Origin of the sequence: Ruoffia sp. FAM 24228 (assembly GCF_045528575.1) — a bacterium.
In the GTDB taxonomy this organism is placed as follows: Bacteria; Bacillota; Bacilli; order Lactobacillales; family Aerococcaceae; genus Ruoffia; species Ruoffia halotolerans.
Genome location: NZ_JBGQQZ010000027.1, coordinates 13,204 through 30,883, shown reverse-complemented (window position 1 = coordinate 30,883; position 17,680 = coordinate 13,204). Strand labels below are relative to the sequence as shown.

At 36.6% G+C, this 17,680-nt stretch carries 15 protein-coding genes; 3 read left to right on the top strand and 12 right to left on the bottom strand.

Features of this window, described 5'->3' with window-relative positions:
- Positions 1-585: 585 nt before the first annotated feature.
- From ACEN33_RS06315 to ACEN33_RS06295, 5 genes are read right to left on the bottom strand one after another with little or no spacing between them, the layout of a single operon-like run.
- The gene (locus ACEN33_RS06315; protein WP_407089417.1) at positions 586-2,340 is read right to left on the bottom strand and encodes an ABC transporter ATP-binding protein; all 1,755 of its coding nucleotides are present in this window, start codon (positions 2,338-2,340) and stop codon (positions 586-588) included.
- Positions 2,327-4,069, bottom strand: a complete 1,743-nt coding sequence (locus ACEN33_RS06310; protein WP_407089416.1) for an ABC transporter ATP-binding protein — start codon at positions 4,067-4,069, stop codon at positions 2,327-2,329. The genes ACEN33_RS06315 and ACEN33_RS06310 overlap by 14 nt, the downstream gene beginning before the upstream one ends.
- A 20-nt stretch (positions 4,070-4,089) precedes the next feature.
- Positions 4,090-5,274, bottom strand: coding sequence for an A/G-specific adenine glycosylase (gene mutY / locus ACEN33_RS06305; RefSeq protein WP_407089415.1), 1,185 nt, complete (start codon positions 5,272-5,274; stop codon positions 4,090-4,092).
- A 12-nt stretch (positions 5,275-5,286) separates the two neighbouring features.
- Positions 5,287-6,135, bottom strand: a complete 849-nt coding sequence (gene recX / locus ACEN33_RS06300; RefSeq protein ID WP_407089414.1) for a recombination regulator RecX — start codon at positions 6,133-6,135, stop codon at positions 5,287-5,289.
- A 15-nt stretch (positions 6,136-6,150) separates the two neighbouring features.
- Positions 6,151-6,429 carry a hypothetical protein gene (locus ACEN33_RS06295; protein WP_407089413.1) on the bottom strand — a complete coding sequence of 93 codons (279 nt, stop codon included), beginning with the start codon at positions 6,427-6,429 and terminating at the stop codon, positions 6,151-6,153.
- Positions 6,430-6,545: 116 nt separating this feature from the next.
- Between ACEN33_RS06295 and ACEN33_RS06290 the strand changes: the two genes are divergently transcribed.
- Both ACEN33_RS06290 and ACEN33_RS06285 read left to right on the top strand, forming a co-directional pair.
- Positions 6,546-7,328, top strand: coding sequence for a threonine/serine exporter ThrE family protein (locus ACEN33_RS06290; RefSeq protein ID WP_407089412.1), 783 nt, complete (start codon positions 6,546-6,548; stop codon positions 7,326-7,328).
- Positions 7,316-7,768, top strand: a complete 453-nt coding sequence (locus tag ACEN33_RS06285; RefSeq protein WP_218930011.1) for a threonine/serine exporter family protein — start codon at positions 7,316-7,318, stop codon at positions 7,766-7,768. Before ACEN33_RS06290 ends, ACEN33_RS06285 begins: the two co-directional genes overlap by 13 nt.
- A gap of 55 nt (positions 7,769-7,823) precedes the next feature.
- Here ACEN33_RS06285 and ACEN33_RS06280 read toward each other — a convergent pair whose 3' ends face one another.
- A complete protein-coding gene (locus ACEN33_RS06280) occupies positions 7,824-9,932 on the bottom strand; it encodes a pullulanase (protein ID WP_407093586.1) in 2,109 nt (702 codons plus the stop codon).
- A gap of 104 nt (positions 9,933-10,036) precedes the next feature.
- Positions 10,037-10,996, bottom strand: coding sequence for an NAD(P)-dependent oxidoreductase (locus ACEN33_RS06275; RefSeq protein ID WP_407089409.1), 960 nt, complete (start codon positions 10,994-10,996; stop codon positions 10,037-10,039).
- 217 nt (positions 10,997-11,213) lie between these two features.
- Here ACEN33_RS06275 and ACEN33_RS06270 point away from each other — a divergent pair, with 217 nt between their 5' ends.
- A complete protein-coding gene (locus ACEN33_RS06270) occupies positions 11,214-11,795 on the top strand; it encodes a GyrI-like domain-containing protein (RefSeq protein WP_407089421.1) in 582 nt (193 codons plus the stop codon).
- Positions 11,796-11,836: 41 nt separating this feature from the next.
- Here ACEN33_RS06270 and ACEN33_RS06265 read toward each other — a convergent pair whose 3' ends face one another.
- The 5 genes from ACEN33_RS06265 to ACEN33_RS06245 are packed head-to-tail and all read right to left on the bottom strand — an operon-like array spanning position 11,837 to position 17,575.
- Positions 11,837-12,601, bottom strand: coding sequence for a glycosyltransferase family 2 protein (locus ACEN33_RS06265; protein WP_407089408.1), 765 nt, complete (start codon positions 12,599-12,601; stop codon positions 11,837-11,839).
- 16 nt (positions 12,602-12,617) lie between these two features.
- A complete protein-coding gene (locus ACEN33_RS06260) occupies positions 12,618-13,679 on the bottom strand; it encodes a hypothetical protein (protein ID WP_407089407.1) in 1,062 nt (353 codons plus the stop codon).
- A 2-nt stretch (positions 13,680-13,681) separates the two neighbouring features.
- On the bottom strand, positions 13,682-14,971 hold the full coding sequence (locus ACEN33_RS06255) for an O-antigen ligase family protein (protein WP_407089405.1): 1,290 nt from the start codon (positions 14,969-14,971) through the stop codon (positions 13,682-13,684).
- A gap of 19 nt (positions 14,972-14,990) precedes the next feature.
- A complete protein-coding gene (locus ACEN33_RS06250) occupies positions 14,991-16,409 on the bottom strand; it encodes a lipopolysaccharide biosynthesis protein (protein WP_407089404.1) in 1,419 nt (472 codons plus the stop codon).
- Positions 16,410-16,423: 14 nt separating this feature from the next.
- Positions 16,424-17,575 (bottom strand): glycosyltransferase, encoded by a 1,152-nt coding sequence (locus ACEN33_RS06245; RefSeq protein ID WP_407089403.1) that lies wholly within the window; start codon positions 17,573-17,575, stop codon positions 16,424-16,426.
- Positions 17,576-17,680: the final 105 nt, after the last annotated feature.

Sequence of the window (17,680 nt, the reverse complement as noted above, 5' to 3'; positions counted from 1 at the left end):
CTTCTAAATTTAAGGTAATATTTAATTGAGCCATAATAATCTTCCTTTCAATGTTTGTCTGTCAACTACATTGTACCAAAGAGATTATTATGGTTTTTTACTTTTACACAATTATATGGGCTTTATCACTGTCACCTCATGACATGTCCTGTTAAACTCCTAATTCCCCTTGTCACCTCATAACAAGTCCTGTTAAACTTTCAATTTCCCTTGTCACCATATGACATGTCCTGATAGAGCTCCAATTCCCCTGGTCACCTCATGACTAGTCCTGTTAGACTTCCAATTTCCACTGTCACCAAATGACAAGTCCTGTTAACAACCAATTTCCCTTGTCACCAAAAGACACGTCCCGTTAAACGTTTAATTTCCCTTGTCACCTCATGACAAGTCCCGTTAAACACCCAATTTCCCTTGTCACCATATGACACGTCCCGCTAACCCAAAATCCCACGTTCCTCTCAAACCCAAATACTAAATTAACACTAAACCTGCACTCATCTATCCTCACGACACACCTCAACCAACACACCCATCAAAAAAACCTTACCAAATATGATTTCTCATACTCAGTAAGGTTTTATTTTATTGCTCAGGCGAACGAGACGATTGCATTGTATAATACAAGCCGCGTGCCTTCATAAGTGTATCGTGGTTTCCTTGTTCAACGATGGAACCATCTTTCATAACTAATATCATATCCGCATTCATGATGGTTGATAAGCGGTGGGCGATAATAAAACTCGTGCGCCCTCTCATCAAGCGATCAAATGCTTCTTGAATCAGAATTTCCGTTCTTGTATCAATCGACGATGTTGCTTCATCTAGAATTAACATTGTCGGAATTGAAACAAAAATTCGCGCGATAGATAATAATTGTTGTTGCCCCGTTGATAACCCAGCACCACCACTTGTTAAGACTGTGTCATACCCATCAGGTAACAATTCAATGAAGCGATGGGCGTGAGCCGCTTTGGCTGCTTTCACCACTTCTTCTCTAGATACGTTTGGATGACCGTAAGCGATATTATCGTGAATCGTTCCACCTTTTAGCCAAGTTTCTTGTAGCACCATCCCGAATTGCTTTCTAACAGATTCGCGAGTAAAGTCGGTAATCGGCTCATTATCAATTAAAATTTGTCCTTGATCTAAGTCATAGAAACGCATCAGTAAATTAATTAATGTTGATTTACCAGCGCCCGTAGGCCCAACAATTGCTACCGTATCACCTGCTTTAACTGATAAAGTTAAGTCAGTAATCAGCTCTTTATCTTTTGTATAACTGAACGAAGCACGATTAAAGTTTACTTTTCCATCGACATTACTTGAATCAATCAATCTATGTCCAGTTTCTACCTCTTCTGGCTGATCGATAATTGTATATAGTCGATCCGCACAAGCCAGAGCACTTTGAATTTCCGCGAGCACATTTGAAATGTCGTTAAATGGCTTCGTATATTGGTTCGCATAATTTAAAAATGTCGTTAACTCTCCCACAGTAAACGTTCCATTCACAATTCGAACGGCTCCTAAAAATGTTAACGCTGCGTATATCAAAGCATTAATAAAACGCGTTCCTGGGTTAATTGTCGACGAGTAAAAGATTGCCCACTTGGACTTTTCACTATAATCAGCATTGAGTTTAGTAAAAGTTTCCGTCGCTTCTTCTTGAGAATTAAACAATCTAACAATATCAGCTTGTTGAATATTTTCCTCGATAAAATCCGCCTGTTCCCCACGTGCCTTCGTTTGTTGGCGGAAAAGTGAGTAGCTTTTCTTTGCAATAAAACGTGAGATAAATAATGAAATCGGCGTTAACACAACAACAAGTAACATCATGGTTAAATCAAGTTGTGCCATTGTAAAGATAGTGATGAAAATAGTTAATATACCAATGAAGAATTGATTGAAAATCATAATCAACCCATCACCTAATTGCTCGGTATCTGTGGTAACTCGACTCACTAAATCTCCTGTACTGCGTTGATCTATATAATTTAAAGACAATGAGTGAACTTTTTCAAGCACACGGTTACGAAGCGATTCTATAACTTCATATGTAATTTTGTTGAATAAAATTGGGTTAACCCACTGAACAATCGCATTGAGTCCAATCACAATTCCCATATTCATAAGTGTTGGTAATAAGACATCAAAGTTCACTTGCCCTTCACCAATCGTCTGGTTAACGGCTTGTCCGATTAAAATTGGGAGGTAAACAGTCAATCCTACTTGGATAACTGTTGATATTAACGAAAGAACAACAAGTAATTTGTGTCCAGATAGGTCAGAAAATAATCGTTTCAAAATACTTGAACTGCTTTTATTAGTGTTCTCCATTATCCGCTACCTCCTTCACATTTTGTGATGCATAAATCTCTTGGTACACAGGGTTATTTGCCAGTAACTCTTTGTGGCTAGCATAGCCAATTTGTCTTCCTTCTTCTAAGACCACGATATTATTTGCCTGTTGTAAACTATGTGTTCTTTGAGAAATCATAATTATCGTACGGTCGTTATACTTTTCTTTCAGCGTTCTTTGGAAATTTGCTTCAGTAACATAATCCAAGGCACTCGTTGAATCATCAAAGATTAATAATGATGACGGTTTAATTAGTGCTCGTGCAATCGTTAGACGTTGTCTTTGACCACCAGAGAAATTACGTCCAAAAGTAGCGACTTCTTTATCCAAACCTTCTGGATATGAGCGAACAAAGTCCAATGCTTGTGCATCTTCTAGCGCTTGCCACATCATCTCTTCCGTCGCTTCAGGATTTCCTAATAATAAGTTACTTCGAATTGTTCCTTTAAATAATGCAACATTACTTGGAACAACACTTATATTCTCTCTTAAGTCACGTTTTGAATCCGTATTAAAGTAATCTTCTTGGAAGAAAACGCCACCCTCTTGGGCATCATAAGTTTTTGTAATTAATTGAAGTAAGGTTGATTTACCAGAACCAGTACTACCGATAATCCCAACAAAATCGCCCTCTTTAATTGAGAAAACAATATTTGATAGCGATGGTTTCGTTGCATTCGGGTATGTAAAAGTCACATCTTGAAAACTTAAAACTGTATGCTTCTCTTCATTTTGCTGACTATTATTCTCAAACACTTCAGATTCTAGTGGCTGTTCAAAGACAGTCACTACACGTTTAGCACTTGAGTATGCTCGGTTTAATTGTGTAATGACAAATGCAATCTTCACTAATTCCACTAAGATAGCCAATAAATAATTCACTAAAGCGACTAGCTGACCTTGGGTCAATGATCCGGAATTAATAAAATTTCCACCTTGCCAAAGAACAATAATCAAAGCAACATTCACCACTATATAAGTGAGTGGATTAGTGAAAGCATTAATGAAACCTACACGAATTTGGTCGGTAGTGACGTTTTTGTTTTGAGCTTTAAATTCATTCACTTCACGGTCTTTTTGCTGAAAAGCGCGGATCACACGCATACCCTTCATTTGTTCTTGTGTTAATGTCACTAATAAATCAAATTGCTCTCGTATTTGTGTATATAATGGATTTGCAAAATAAATAATTGCACCTACTACAACAAATAAAATGGCAATCATAGCTAAAAATATAAGTGTCATTCGTCCATCAATTTGTGCGGCCATAATTAAAGAACCGAATACAATAAAAGGTGAACGAAGGAATAAGCGGAAAAATGTATTCAATCCACTTTGAATTTGGAACGTATCACTTGTTAATCGAGTGACGATACTCCCGGGAGAAATCGTTCCATATACTTCTTTTGGTAATTGTAAAACAAATTCAAATAAATCATTGGTTAAATTTTCAGCAAAACCTACAGCTGCTTTTGCTGATAGAAACTGTGCTGTAATTGAAAAGGCTAGCCCAGCTGCAGCAATTCCAAACATCACCAAAATATATTTGATAATATTTGCTACATCTCCAGTTGGGATGGCAACGTCAATAATTAATGCTACAATCATTGGGACTAGCAATTCTAAAACTGCTTCGACTAATTTCATTAAAGGTCCGAAGATACTACTAAGCTTGTAGCCTTCAAAATATCTAAATAATCTGCTCATATTATTCCTCTACTTTTTCTTTATTCTCGATCGGATACGATACTATTAAACAATTTTTGTTGTAAAGTTGATACTGGTAGGGATTCTAGCTCTTGAATGCTTACCCATTTGAAGTCTTCCTCATTCAAATCTGCTGTCCCATCTAGTAAAAATGGTATCACTTGTACTTGCCAAATCCGATGTGAGAATACATGCTTCACTTGTGCGAATGTTGGCAAGAGTTCAAAGCCTTCTTCTTCATCCAATATCAATGATCGGTCTAGCTTTAATTCACTGATATCAATACTTTCATCTAAATGATTCACTAAAGGCTCTATCAATTCAGAACTCGTCGCGCCTTCCATAACTACATTCACTTCAACCATTGGAAAATGCCACAGACCCGTCAAAAGTTCTTTGTCATTATGTTTGCGCATTAACCATTCACCCTTATGATTTCGTATCGCATAGGCGATTCGGTGGTGTTTGGTTGCTTTTGTTTTCTTTTTCTTTACTGGGTAAAGATGACTCGTATTATTCTGATAAGATTGATCAAATTCTTTGATCGGACTATCTTCAGGTTGGTAATCGGTTGGTGTCATAATCGTGGCACCGATATCCATCAAGGCTTGGTTAAAGTCACCTGGCCTTTTTGAATCAATTAACTGATACAAAATACTAGTAAACTCATTTTTTGTCTTATTTAAAGTGATATCACGGTCTATTTCAAATAAGCGAGCTACAATCCGCATTAAGTTACCATCTAACGCTGGTTCTGGAAGATTAAACGCAATACTACCAATTGCACCGGCGGTATATGGACCGATACCTTTCAAAGAAAGCAGACCTTCCAACGTATTAGGCATCTCACCGTTAAAGTCAGCCATCACTTGTTGAGCTGCAAATTGCATATTACGAACACGTGAATAATAGCCTAAACCTTGCCAGAGACCCATTAATTCAGACTCTTCCACTTCGGCTAAATCTTTAATTGTGGGGAGTTCTTTAATAAACCGTTCGTAATATGGAATAACTGTATTAACTTGTGTTTGTTGCAACATAATCTCACTAACCCAAATATAGTAAGGGTTCTTCGTTTGTCGCCAAGGTAAGTCTCTTTTGTTCGCATCATACCAATCTAATAATTGAGTTTGGAATGCTTTTATCTTTTTTTCATCCCAATTGATCGGATACTGTTCGATTAACTTTTGTCTTTTGTTCGTCATTTAATCCACTTTCTATTCATTCTTTTCCAATTCGGCTTCATTATCTTCAAGCCAATGTTTAATCATTTCATAGTCAAAGCCTTTACCTAACAGACTTTGTATCATTTTTTGTTTTAAATCATAGCCACTAAAACGGCGCTGATGTTTTCTTAAATATTTGTCGGCTTCTTTTTCTAACATGTCTTCTTGATCATCTTCAGCGTCGTCAAAGGTCAATTCGCTCATATGTTGATTCACTAAATCTTTGTCAAAGCCTTTGGTAAGTAGATGAGTATACAATTTACTGCGCATCATTTTTGGTGGCAGTGATTTTTTAGTTCGGATGAATTTCTCAATCAGCGCTTGAATATTTTCACTTTGTTCTTCTTCTGGATACTCGTCCATTGCATCAAGAATAGTCATTTCATTGATCCCCTTTTTGACTTTCAATTCATTTTGAATAATGTTTGGTCCCTTAGACTTCAGTGTGTAGTTTGTGCGGACATAGCTTTTGGCATATTCCAAATCATTTAAATAGCCTTGTCGAATTAAACGGTCAAGGGTATTTTCAATCACTTCTTCTGAAGGTGCGGTTGAATTCTCTTCTTTTTCTTTTTTATCTTTTTGCTTATGTAAATAGTCGCGCATTTCTTTGATGGAACGCATTCCATAAGATAAATAATTAATCGCAGCAGAGTATAATTTATGATCATTCTCTGCTGATTTAATCTTATCTAATAAGTTTTGATCCACTTCTTGGTCTTTACGCAAAGCGTATTCGATTAGAATTTCTTGATCGACACCAATAAAAAACTCGTCATCAACGAAGATTGAATAACGATTTGCTTGTTTCTGTTGTTGTGCAATTTTTGTGATTTTCATACGTCTTAACTCACTCTACTTTCTTTTATTCGATAAGGTATATTGGTATTCATACATAAATGGGTTTGTTTCAATAAATTTATAAATAAACTCAAGTTGTTTTTTAATCGAATAGTTATGTAGTTCCATTTCCATTGAATAATTGTGGAGAACTTTTTGAAAGTTTGTACATTCTCTATCATATTTAAAATATAATTGATATAATGGCTTGTCCTTATCATCAATGGATATGTAAATGGTATTGGCATCTTTGCATTCAAAGGCAAATACTAAATATATATATAATAATGTCATGAAATCACTCCTTATTAAAATTCATTCATATTTAAATAGTGATTACTCATTTTCTATGTTACCATATTTTGAATGTCTCCTAACGAATTATTTAACAAAAGGTGGGTGATATCTTTATGAGAAAGAAATATAAAAAAATAGTTGAAGTAGCAACAACAGCAGGTAGAATTATGCTGGAGTCTCATGCTGAAAGTTATCGAGTTGAGGATACGGTTCGACGTATTCTTCAAACAAGTGGACTTTCTAACACGGAAGTCATCACAAATACAACAGGTCTATATGTTACTTTAGATGATTCAGATCCTGAAATCGAAGGTTTTACATTAGTTCATCGAATAACAGACCGTAGTAACCAATTAAATAAGATTTACCGAGTGAATAATATTTCACGCCAACTTACAAGTGGACAGATTACGATTGATGAAGCTGCTGAACGACTCGAGGTGGTAGATGATTCTGATTACACAGTCTTTAGTAAAGATATAGCAACGGTTATCTTAGTGATTGCCTTTGTTGTTCTATTAGGTGGAAGCTTCTGGGACAGTGTCTTTTCAATCTTTACTGGTTTACTCGTAGCTTATTCACGTATATTAAAAGACTTATTCCAATTGAATAGCTTTATTTATGGTGTTGCATCAACCTTATTGACTGCATTTTTAACTAATGTAATTGCGGCGGTAGTTCCACTTGATATATCAACTGATGTTATTATCATTGCTGGTTTAATGCCTCTATATCCGGGGACTGCTGTGACCAATGGTCTTCGAGATATGTTAAAAGGCGATTATATCTCTGGTGTCGCTCGTGTGGCTGATGCGATTGTTATTGCACTAAGTTTAGCGATTGGTGTCGCGATTGGCCTTTACTTTTACGGGGAGGTTACATCATGGTTGGTATAATTATCCAAGTTATCGGGGCATATGTAGCCACAATCACAGCTGCTATTACACTTGAAGCACCTAGATCATTCATCTTCAAGACGGGTTATGCGGGAGCAATCGGCTATCTTGTATATCTTCTATTGGCAAACCCAATGGGTGTCGCTTTAGCAACATTTTTTGCTTGTAGTGTTGTATCATTAATTAGCCAATTCTTTGCGCGTCGCTTTAAAGCGCCGGTAACTATCTTCTATATCCCAGCCTTTTTCCCATTTGTGCCTGGGTTAGCGATTTATCAGACAGCTCTTTACTTTATTCAAGGAAACTATAATCTAAGTAATTATTATCTCATTCAAACTCTATCAATCGCTGGGGCGATTGCCTTAGGTGTATTCTTTACAGATTCAATCTTAGAGATATACATGCACGTTCAATTCAAAATGTTAAACATGAGAAAATAAGCAAAAAAAGCGTCAGAATTCAATTTGGAATTCCGTCGCTTTTCTTGTATTTACTTTATTTCTTAAAAATTACTGTACTTAATCCAGCTAATTTAATTTGTGTTGATGACAGTATTTCAATGCCTTGGGGTTGCATTAAAGGTTCAGTATCAACCCGATCCTGGTCGGCTATCACTTGCCCCAACTCAACGTCTTCCGGTAATGTGAACGTACGACTTCGTTTGTTTCCATTAATCACTATAATATACTCGTCCCCTTTTGTTCCTCTCACTTTATAAGCAATCGCCACATCACGTTCACGAATTTCTGGGACATTTAATAGTTGTACATTTGTATCAATGAGTTCTTTATCAGCTAGTCTAAAGGCATCTGTTGATTGACGGAGTTGAATTAAGCCGCGCATATGCTCCATCGTTGTATTCTCAATTGAGTAACCATTCACTCCTCTTACTTTTTCCCATTCAAACTTGTTAATCGCATCGGACGAGTTATAAGAGTCATGAATAAAGTATGGATATTCAATCGGGTCCCCATTATTATTAGTAAAGTAAGTAGAATTATCTGGAATATCGCCCCACTCATCTACCATGGTTTTAAATTCTGGGTGCTTAAATTGTTTGGTACGACCGTATTCTTGACCGGCATGAATAAATGCTGTCCCTTGTGAAGTTAAAACGATTAAATTACCCAGACGTATGCGTTGGTGTATCTCTTCCACATGGATATTTGGATCTTTATTAATCGATTCTGCAATCACGTCGTGTAAAGTTAAGTTATCATGTGCTTCAATATATTGGACGACATCACCTGGTTGGTCCGCTTCGAAATTATGCGGTTGCCCTTTAATATTATCGAAAATCTTCTGCACATTTCGGCGCCCGCCAGTAATAAAGCGTGGCTTCCCTTCACTTTGGAAACCAGATTTTAATTCGTCTCGGATTTCGTCTGAGAATGAGCCAACAGCTTCTGTATCTGACATCCATAATTGATCCGCTGCTTGAACGTCTTCAGCACCTTCATCTCCAGCGTACGTAATCCAACCTTCACCGATCATTAAGATATTTGGATTAATTTTGGCTGTTTCTTCATAGGCTAATTGAACTGTTTCTGCATCTAAATCCCCCATCATATCAAATCTAAAGCCATCAACTTTAAATTCTTCTACTAAGTACTTTAATGAGTCAACAATCAAGCGACGTGTCATATAGTGAGTACTTCCTAAACGTCCGCCACCAAAGTTAGTTCTTGATGTCCCATCTGAATCCATAAAATGATAATACTCAGGTTCTAAATCTTCAAGAATATGGAGCTCTGCGGTGTGATTATACACGACATCCAGTGTTACCGCCATTCCTCTTTCGTGGATTTCACTCACAAGTTCTTTAAACTCTCGAATCCGGGATGAAGGGTCTTCGGGGTTAATTGAATACATCCCTGTTAAAGCGAAATAATGCATTGGATCATAGCCCCAGTTGTAGTTCGTCCAAGCTGATTTATATTCTAAGAAGCGTTCACCCGTCTCATATTCATTCGCATGATAGTAACTTAAGACAGGCAGTAACTGCACATGCGTGACACCAAGCGACTGAATATAATCCAATCGTTCCGCCATCGCTTCAAACGTTCCGAAACGGTGGTGTAGTTCATCCTTTATTGATGGATCTGATGTAAAGTCCCGCACGTGAACTTCGTAGATTACAGCATCTTCTCTTCGTTTATAGTTTTCAACTTTAGCAAAGTCTAATTTTTGCCCAATGTTCTCTGGTGCAACAATCGCGGCTTTGGCAATATACGATGCTTCGTCGTGGCTATTCCAAGTACCCAGTGATTTAGCGTAAGGATCCAAGGCTAAGACGGTCTCACTATCACGGTTAATTTGGTAATGATAACAATAATTATTGAAATTATCGATACCAGACACTGTGTCTTGATTCAATGTCACTTCCCATAAACCTTTGTCGTGTGAATTCATTTCCACTACTGCGACTTGTTTTTCTTGATTGTCTTTATCATACAATAATACTTGGACCGATTTAGCGCTCGGTGACCATAATCTTAATACAGCTGTCCCATCAGAATTTAATACTGGACCGAGAGGCCCATCGTAAGCAAAGTGTTCATCTTTCTCTTGCCAAGTGAGACTTGTTGTCAATCTTTCTGTCATAAACTTCCTCCTACATTGCGTTTGATATCAAAAAAGCCAGATAATATTGAAGGTTCTAATTAGCGATCGTCCTCAATACTATCTGACTGTGAGTCCATTCTATATTAAATAGATACGATGTTTTTATCTTCGCCGTTAATATATGCCATTACGTTGTCAAAGGCAATTTGAGCACGAAGGACCATTGCTTCATTTGTTAAGTAACCAACATGTGGTGTTAACAATGCATTTTTTGCATGAAGTAACGGGTAATCATTTGGAATTAGTGGCTCCATGTCGAAGACATCAATACCAGCACCAGCGATTTTTCCTTCATTTAAAGCATTTGCTAAAGCTTCATTATCAATAATCGGTCCTCTAGCTACATTAATTAAGATAGCTGATTCTTTCATATTATCCAGCTCTCTTTCACCGATTGTGTGCTTAGTATCTTCAGTCATTGGAAGATGGATTGAGATAATATCACTTTCTTTAATCAGTGTATCTAAGCTTACATATTCAACACCCGCATCAATCGCTTCTTGTTTCTCTGAGCGGTTATACCCTAAGACTTTAGCTCCGAAAGCTTTGAATAGTTTTGCTGTATGAATTCCAATTGTCCCGGTACCAATAATACCGACTGTTTTTCCATGAATTTCTTGTCCTTGAATTAATCCTGGAAAATCGTCGCCTTTACGGACATCTAAGTCTCCTTGTTTCACTTCACGTAAAACATTCAGAGCTAAACCAATAGATAATTCTGCGACTGCTTGAGTAGCATAACCCGATGCATTTGCGATTTTAATGCCTTTTTCTTTAGCACTAGCGTTATCTACATGGTCTACCCCTGTAAAAGCAACATCGATAAATTTAGTTTTGTCTAATTTCTCAATCACTTCTTTAGGATACGGATTGTTGGCAATAATCACCACTTCAGAGTCTTTACTACGCTCATATAATTCATCTGGATCTGTTGTTTTTGTTTCATGATAGACAAACTCATGGCCTAAATCTTTTAATGGCTGTGCCAATTCTTCAATGTATTCCTTTGGTACACGTAATGGTTCTAATAAGCTAATTTTCATAATATCCTCCAATAATTCAATATTTATAGTTTAAATGATTTAAGGTAACGCTTGCAAGTATTATTAACAAAATAAAAAATAATCTTCTTAAATACAACTTGCCTGGCTCAATGTATAATAGATTATAGTATTAATATAGCATGAATATGAATGGAATGAGTAAGATATGCCTTTTGATTTTTAAAAAAAAGAGAAGCAGTTTTATAAACCAAAAACAATACCAGAAATTATTGATATACCTAAGATGAAGTTTATTGCGATTGATGGTATGGGTGACCCGAATGAATTAGACGGGGAATACCAGGCAGCAGTAAAACAAATATATAGCCTAGCCTACACGATTCGGATGAGTGAGCGTAATGGCTACACAATTGATGATTTCTTTGTATTTGTTGTTCCACCGCTTGAAGGATATTGGTGGCAAGACGGTGTACATGGTGTGGATTCATCAAGAAAAGAAGACTTCCAATGGGTTATGAAGCTGCGAATGCCAGAGTATGTCACACCTCAAGTCTTTGAGTGGGCTCAAAATGAAGTTCTAAACAAGAAGAAAATCAACACTGCAAACGTCTATCTTACAACGATAACTGAAGGTTTAACTGTCCAAATCCTCCATATTGGACCTTATGACGATGAAGTACATTCTGTGTCTAAGATGCATGACTATATCAACCAAGAAGGCTATCAACTAGATATTAGTGACATCAAGCATCATCATGAAATCTACTTATCGGATCCTCGAAAAGCTGATCCAGCCAAGCTTAAAACTATCTTAAGACACCCAATAAAAAAGAAATAACAAAAAAGTCTGAAGCGCACGCTGCGTCTCAGACTTTTTGCTTATAACCGGCGTAATACTGCATTTAATACATAATGTGAAAAATAATACACTGCTTTGGGTAATGGTAATTTTTCTAAATTATAATAAGTATTCCACGTCCGTTTCAATGCACCAATCCGGTCACTTGAAATCGAACCTTGAACTTGACGATAATAATTATGAACTTCTTGTAAGCCATAAGCTTTAACTTTTCGCTCACGCATTAACATTAACCACGTTGCTGTGTCTTGTCCTTTTCGAACAGGAGGCATACGGAAATCTCCAATTAATTCGCGGTCAATGACGACCGTCGAACAGGCAATGGCTGTATTTTTTAATAGCTCTGAATACGAGAAGGAAGCCGGTACATTGACGCGGTCTTTTAATACCTCACCTAATTCGTTGATTAATGCTAAGTCCGTATATGTAAAACCAACCTGTTTTTCTTGCATAAATACAAGTTGTTCTGTCAGTTTCGACTCCGACCAACAATCATCACTATCAACGAAAGCAATATATCTTCCTTTGGCATTCTCGATTCCAGTATTACGTGCCACGGCTGCCCCACTGTTTTCAGCTAAATTAACTAATTTAATTCGCTTATCTTCTTTAGCAAACCCTTCAATAATTTCAACCGAGTTGTCTTGGCTACAATCATTGACTAAGATCATTTCCCAATTGGTGTAACTTTGTTTAATAACACTCACAATGGTCTCGCTAATAAAGCGTTCTGCATTATACACGGGTGTGATAATGGATACTAAACCTTCTTCAAAAGTTGGCAAATTTTAGCCTCCTTAATTAATAAACGTGAACTAATTTCAATGGCACATTGTATAAAGTCGCCATTGTCATTTGGTCTTTTAACCAACGTTTCTCTGTATGATTCGCTTGGATGACAATCACAATTTGTTTCGGTACCTGTTCATCACTCTTAACTTCTTGCAACTTCGAAATAAATCGTTCTGACGAATCATTTGTGTCTTCAAAGTCCTCCGATAAGGCACTTTGAGAAACAATCCAACGTAAGTTAACCGCTGGTATACGAATCGCATCTTGAACATTATATACAGCACCTTCATGGCTACTATGAACAAGTATATGCTGATCATCTAAGTCCCATGCATACTCAAAGGCATAATTAATCTTGCTCTTACGCAATCTTTGTAAGAAGACAATTCCACTTGTTAAGATCAGTCCAACAACGAAGCCTAAGACACCATATACAATTAATGATCTCGCATTATTCGAACGATATACGCTCAATGTCTCAATCGTTGGTAAACTTAGATATTCTTCTGTATCCAATACTTCACCAATCACAGGTTCTAAAGTGATATCTGCAAATTGGTTATCCATAAATGGAATCTCACCTGAAGCTAATAAGTCACGGTAAGCATTCGCTATCGCTAAATTTTCTTCGGCTGTCTTCCCTGCTAACACTCGGAAGATAAAAACGCCGGAAGCATTATCTCTCACTGCAGAGATTGACCCACGAAACGTTGGTGTTTTAAATAACTCCAATGTTTTTTCACTATCAATTGTTTCTTGGAATTCAATTCCCGTTGTTTCTTCAACCGCTTCAACTACTTGAGGCGATGTAAAGTAATCATCAAATAAATGTGGATTCGAGAAGATTTGACCATCTTCAATCGTTACCACTGCTTTAAATGAACTCGGTTCTTGAGTATAAACATCCTCAAGGTAATCTGCAGCCTCTTGGCGGTCAGATAATAAAATATCAGTGATAAAATAACGTGCACCGACAGTAATCACAGATATAACTAAGGCGCCAATTAATATTCTTACAATATTATCTTTAAAAAATCGCCATAACTCATTTATTATTGTTGCTAAACTCATATTCATACCTCATTCTTTTTTGGTTTCGTGACGTTCTTCATTTCCATTAACTTCACAAAGCTAATCATTATTCCAAAGTAAACCCAATGCCATTCAATCAACATGTTATTCGCACTTGTGATACTCGCAAAGATATATACAACTAAGAACGATATAAAACTAATTGCAATTTGACGAATGACTTTTGATTCATGATGACGGAGTCGGTTTAAAGCTTGGATTAATAAGCCATAACTTACAACGTATAGGACAAATACTATGACACCATAACCGACTAGTATCTCAAGCCACCAGTTATGAATGTTTGTAAATTCATCAATAGGTAAAAATGGCAACATATCCATCCATATTTCAATATTCCCCGCTCCCACTCCAAAACCGAAAGTTTCTGCTAGGAATACTAAACCATTTCGCCATAGGTTAATTCGGCGTGAATCGCCTGTATTATAGAAATCGCCACCTAGATAAAACAAGTGCGAGACCATATCATTTAGCGATGGAACAAATATAATCAAGCCAACGATAAGGGCTAGACCGATACCTATCGCGCTTAAGATATACTTTCTTTTTATATCCCAATTAAATTGTAATAGTATAACCATAAAAAAGAAAAGTACGAAACTCAGTAAAATCATTCGTGAATCACTTCGATATATTAAATATGCTGTTAATAGTATTGGAATCACATATAAATATCGTCGAATCGAGTGACGATTGAGATTCAGCATAATTAAATTTACTGGCAAGTATGAGAGTAATAAAGTTGCGTAATCATTCTGATTTGTAAAGGTCGTTACCGGTATACGAGATGATGGCTGAGTAGCAAAGGTATTGTTCTTATCTAACGCTTCTAAATTAGCGAAAACATAGTGATTCGTAAGAATCTCATAAAAACCCCAAAGTGCTAAAAATGTCATCATAATCCAAACTGTCTTAATCAGAACTTTCCAAGTGACTAAATCATTCGTCCACAAGTACAAACCAACTACACTGCTTACACCTAATGTAAGCAAGAACATTGCTTGGAACCAATTCATCACATCAATCGTCCAAATGACTGACACTGCTCCCCAGGCCCACCAAAAAAGATAAATACCTGTAATGACGGTGGCTGTATTATTCGGGATGATTTTAATATTTGGATCTTGCTTGAGTATTTGATAACCAAAGATGGCTATCATACCAATCACCAGTAAACGATAAATCGTAATTTGTGCTACCGGTGTCGGAATCGCTAATATCTCCGTCCCTAAAAAGACCGAAGCAACGATCAGTATTAAATATTTTCGCAAATTGTTCACCTTCTAACTTTTAAGTAAAATCCCATTCTCCAGGATGATTCTTAATTTCTAGTGCTGTTTTAATGGTTGGTATTTGGACAACTAATGCCAATAGACCTAAACCAATTGTAATGAAAATGCTGTAATCCAATGGATATAAATTAATTAAACCAGCAACAATCATAATTAACATTGTAATAATTTGTTTCTTTTGTCCAAAGTAAAAACCAGTCCGACTTGAAAAATACGTTCTTGCAAGATAGAAAACAACATAGGCTGCGGTTGAAGCTAATGCGGCCCCTCTGAAACCAATAAATGGAGTCAGGGATAAGTTAATAATGACACTTACTACTAAGGACATAATACTTACAAAGATATTATAATGTGTTTTTCTTGAAAATACGATTCCCAATGTCGTTGTTTCAGACAAAGTATACATAATATGAGGAAATGCTAAGAGCCCCATAATGTATTGAACATCTACATATTCACCATCTGGACTTAAGATTAATGAGATTGGATATCTTAAGACTAAGATAACGAAGAATAAGCCAGATAATAAGAATAAGATAATATCACTAATAAATTTATAGTGTTTCATCGATTTATTCTCTTCGTACCAACGATAGGCTGTCGGAATCCAAAAACTCGCAAAGGCCGTCTTTAAAATTCCGATAATGCTTCCGATTTTACTCCCTGCTTTATAAATTCCGATATCCGTTAAACTTGAAAACTCAGTCAAGACGATAATATCAATGGAGTTAAGTGCAGCAGCTAAAGAGCTCGCAATCATAATCGGTGTTCCAAAGAGGAACATTTTCTTAATTAATTTTGGATCAATTTGAAAAGCGCGAAAATCCAATAAATTTCTGTAACGTGCAAATAAGACTAAGTCGGCTAAGATTTGACCAAAAATCAAACCATAAACAACGGCTCTAAAGTCTCTCACTCCAGCGAAAATCATTCCCATAGATACAATAAAGTTTCCAACTTTAAGTAGTAAACTATAGGACGAAAACTCGACGGCTTTTTCTTGCATTCGTATACTTAAAAGTAAAAATCTCTCTACAATCGTTGCTAACACCCAAACTCCAGCGTACCAAACGATGTAGTAGTAATCCCCTGATTGGAACAGCCATTCAGAAAATGGAACTGAAAAAACTGCTGACACTGCAACAAGAAACACACCTAACATTAAAGGTAGAAGCATCGCTTGTTGCATCAAGTTTCTTTTATTATCCATATGGTTATATTCGCGAGTAAACGCTTGATCCATCCCAATATATATAAAATTGGGAATTTGTAAAATTAAGGTTTCGAATGTTCCCGCTCGACCATACTCCTCAATTGGGAGTGCGTTTGTAAATATGGGGAACAAAATCAAGGAAATAGCTGCACCTAAGATTGGTCCTAAGCTAAAGCCCGCTAACCTTTTCATAAATTGTTTCATTATTTATATCACCTTTAATAATTAGTGTATTGGGCTATTGACGTTGCATATAGCTTAGCCGCTTGAATATTCGTGTAATTATTTCTCTCAAGCGCCATTAAACGCTCACTTGAATCTACTTTTCTTTCTCGAGACGCTTTAAGTACTTCTTTCAACCAATCACTTGGCGCAGCACTTAGGTTAACTCGATGCAATAAATTAAGCCCCAGTTCCACTTCCATCGGAATTGTATGCGATAAGACAACGGGCACTCCCGCCGCTTGACTTTCAATAGCCGTCGTACCTAATCCTTCGTTAATTGATGGGAATAAAAGTACATCCATGACCGGAAATAATTCTGCAATCGGTGAGATACGTCCAACTAATTGAACATAATCTTCTAATTGATTCATTTTAATTCGTTCTTTTAACTCTGCTTCAAGTTCTCCACTACCTGCGATAATGAACTTCATATTTAATTTCTTTAGTTTTGCTATTTCAGCTACTTGTAAAGTTAGGACATGATTTTTAATTGGTGCAAGTCGTCCTACTTGTCCAACGACTATGGTATCCTTTGATATTCCATAGTGTTCCCGTCCCTTTTCACGAAAGTTATTTTCTTCTTCCGATTCAAATATAAAATCATCAGGCTCAATACTATTCGGTATGATAATCATGTCTTTTCGGTCGATTTTGTAACCGAAAAGCGCTTGAACAGCATCGCGACTGCATCCAACAAATTTAGCAGAGACAGTTTGGTTAATCATCTGGTTAAGATAATGTAAAAAACGTTGTGCGACACTTAATTGATTGTCATCGACATAATGATGGGCATGAATAATAAATTCAGCCTCACTTTGGAAGTTACTAATCGTTTTGTAAGCTAAAGCACGGTAGCCAGCTATATGACAATGGATAACATCATAATGATATAACTTAATGACACGTGAGAATGATTTGTAAAACTGTCTCCATCCTTCTTTTTTCGGATTCTTAATTTGATACACATCGCCACCTGTACGACGAATGGCCTCAACAAATTCTGGTGGACATGGTCCGTAAGTTACTACATCAAATACAATTCCAAATCGATGAATCTCTGTTGCTAAATTACGGATAAATGTTGATATTCCACCACCATGACTACTCATAATATGAAGAATACGTTTATTCACTTTTTGGCTCATCTTAACGATCCCCATCCTTACATCATTCTATAAAATTCTGAGCACTTTGACTTATCTATTATTAAAGTCGACTCTTTAACGCGATGAAACACCCACAATGATAAG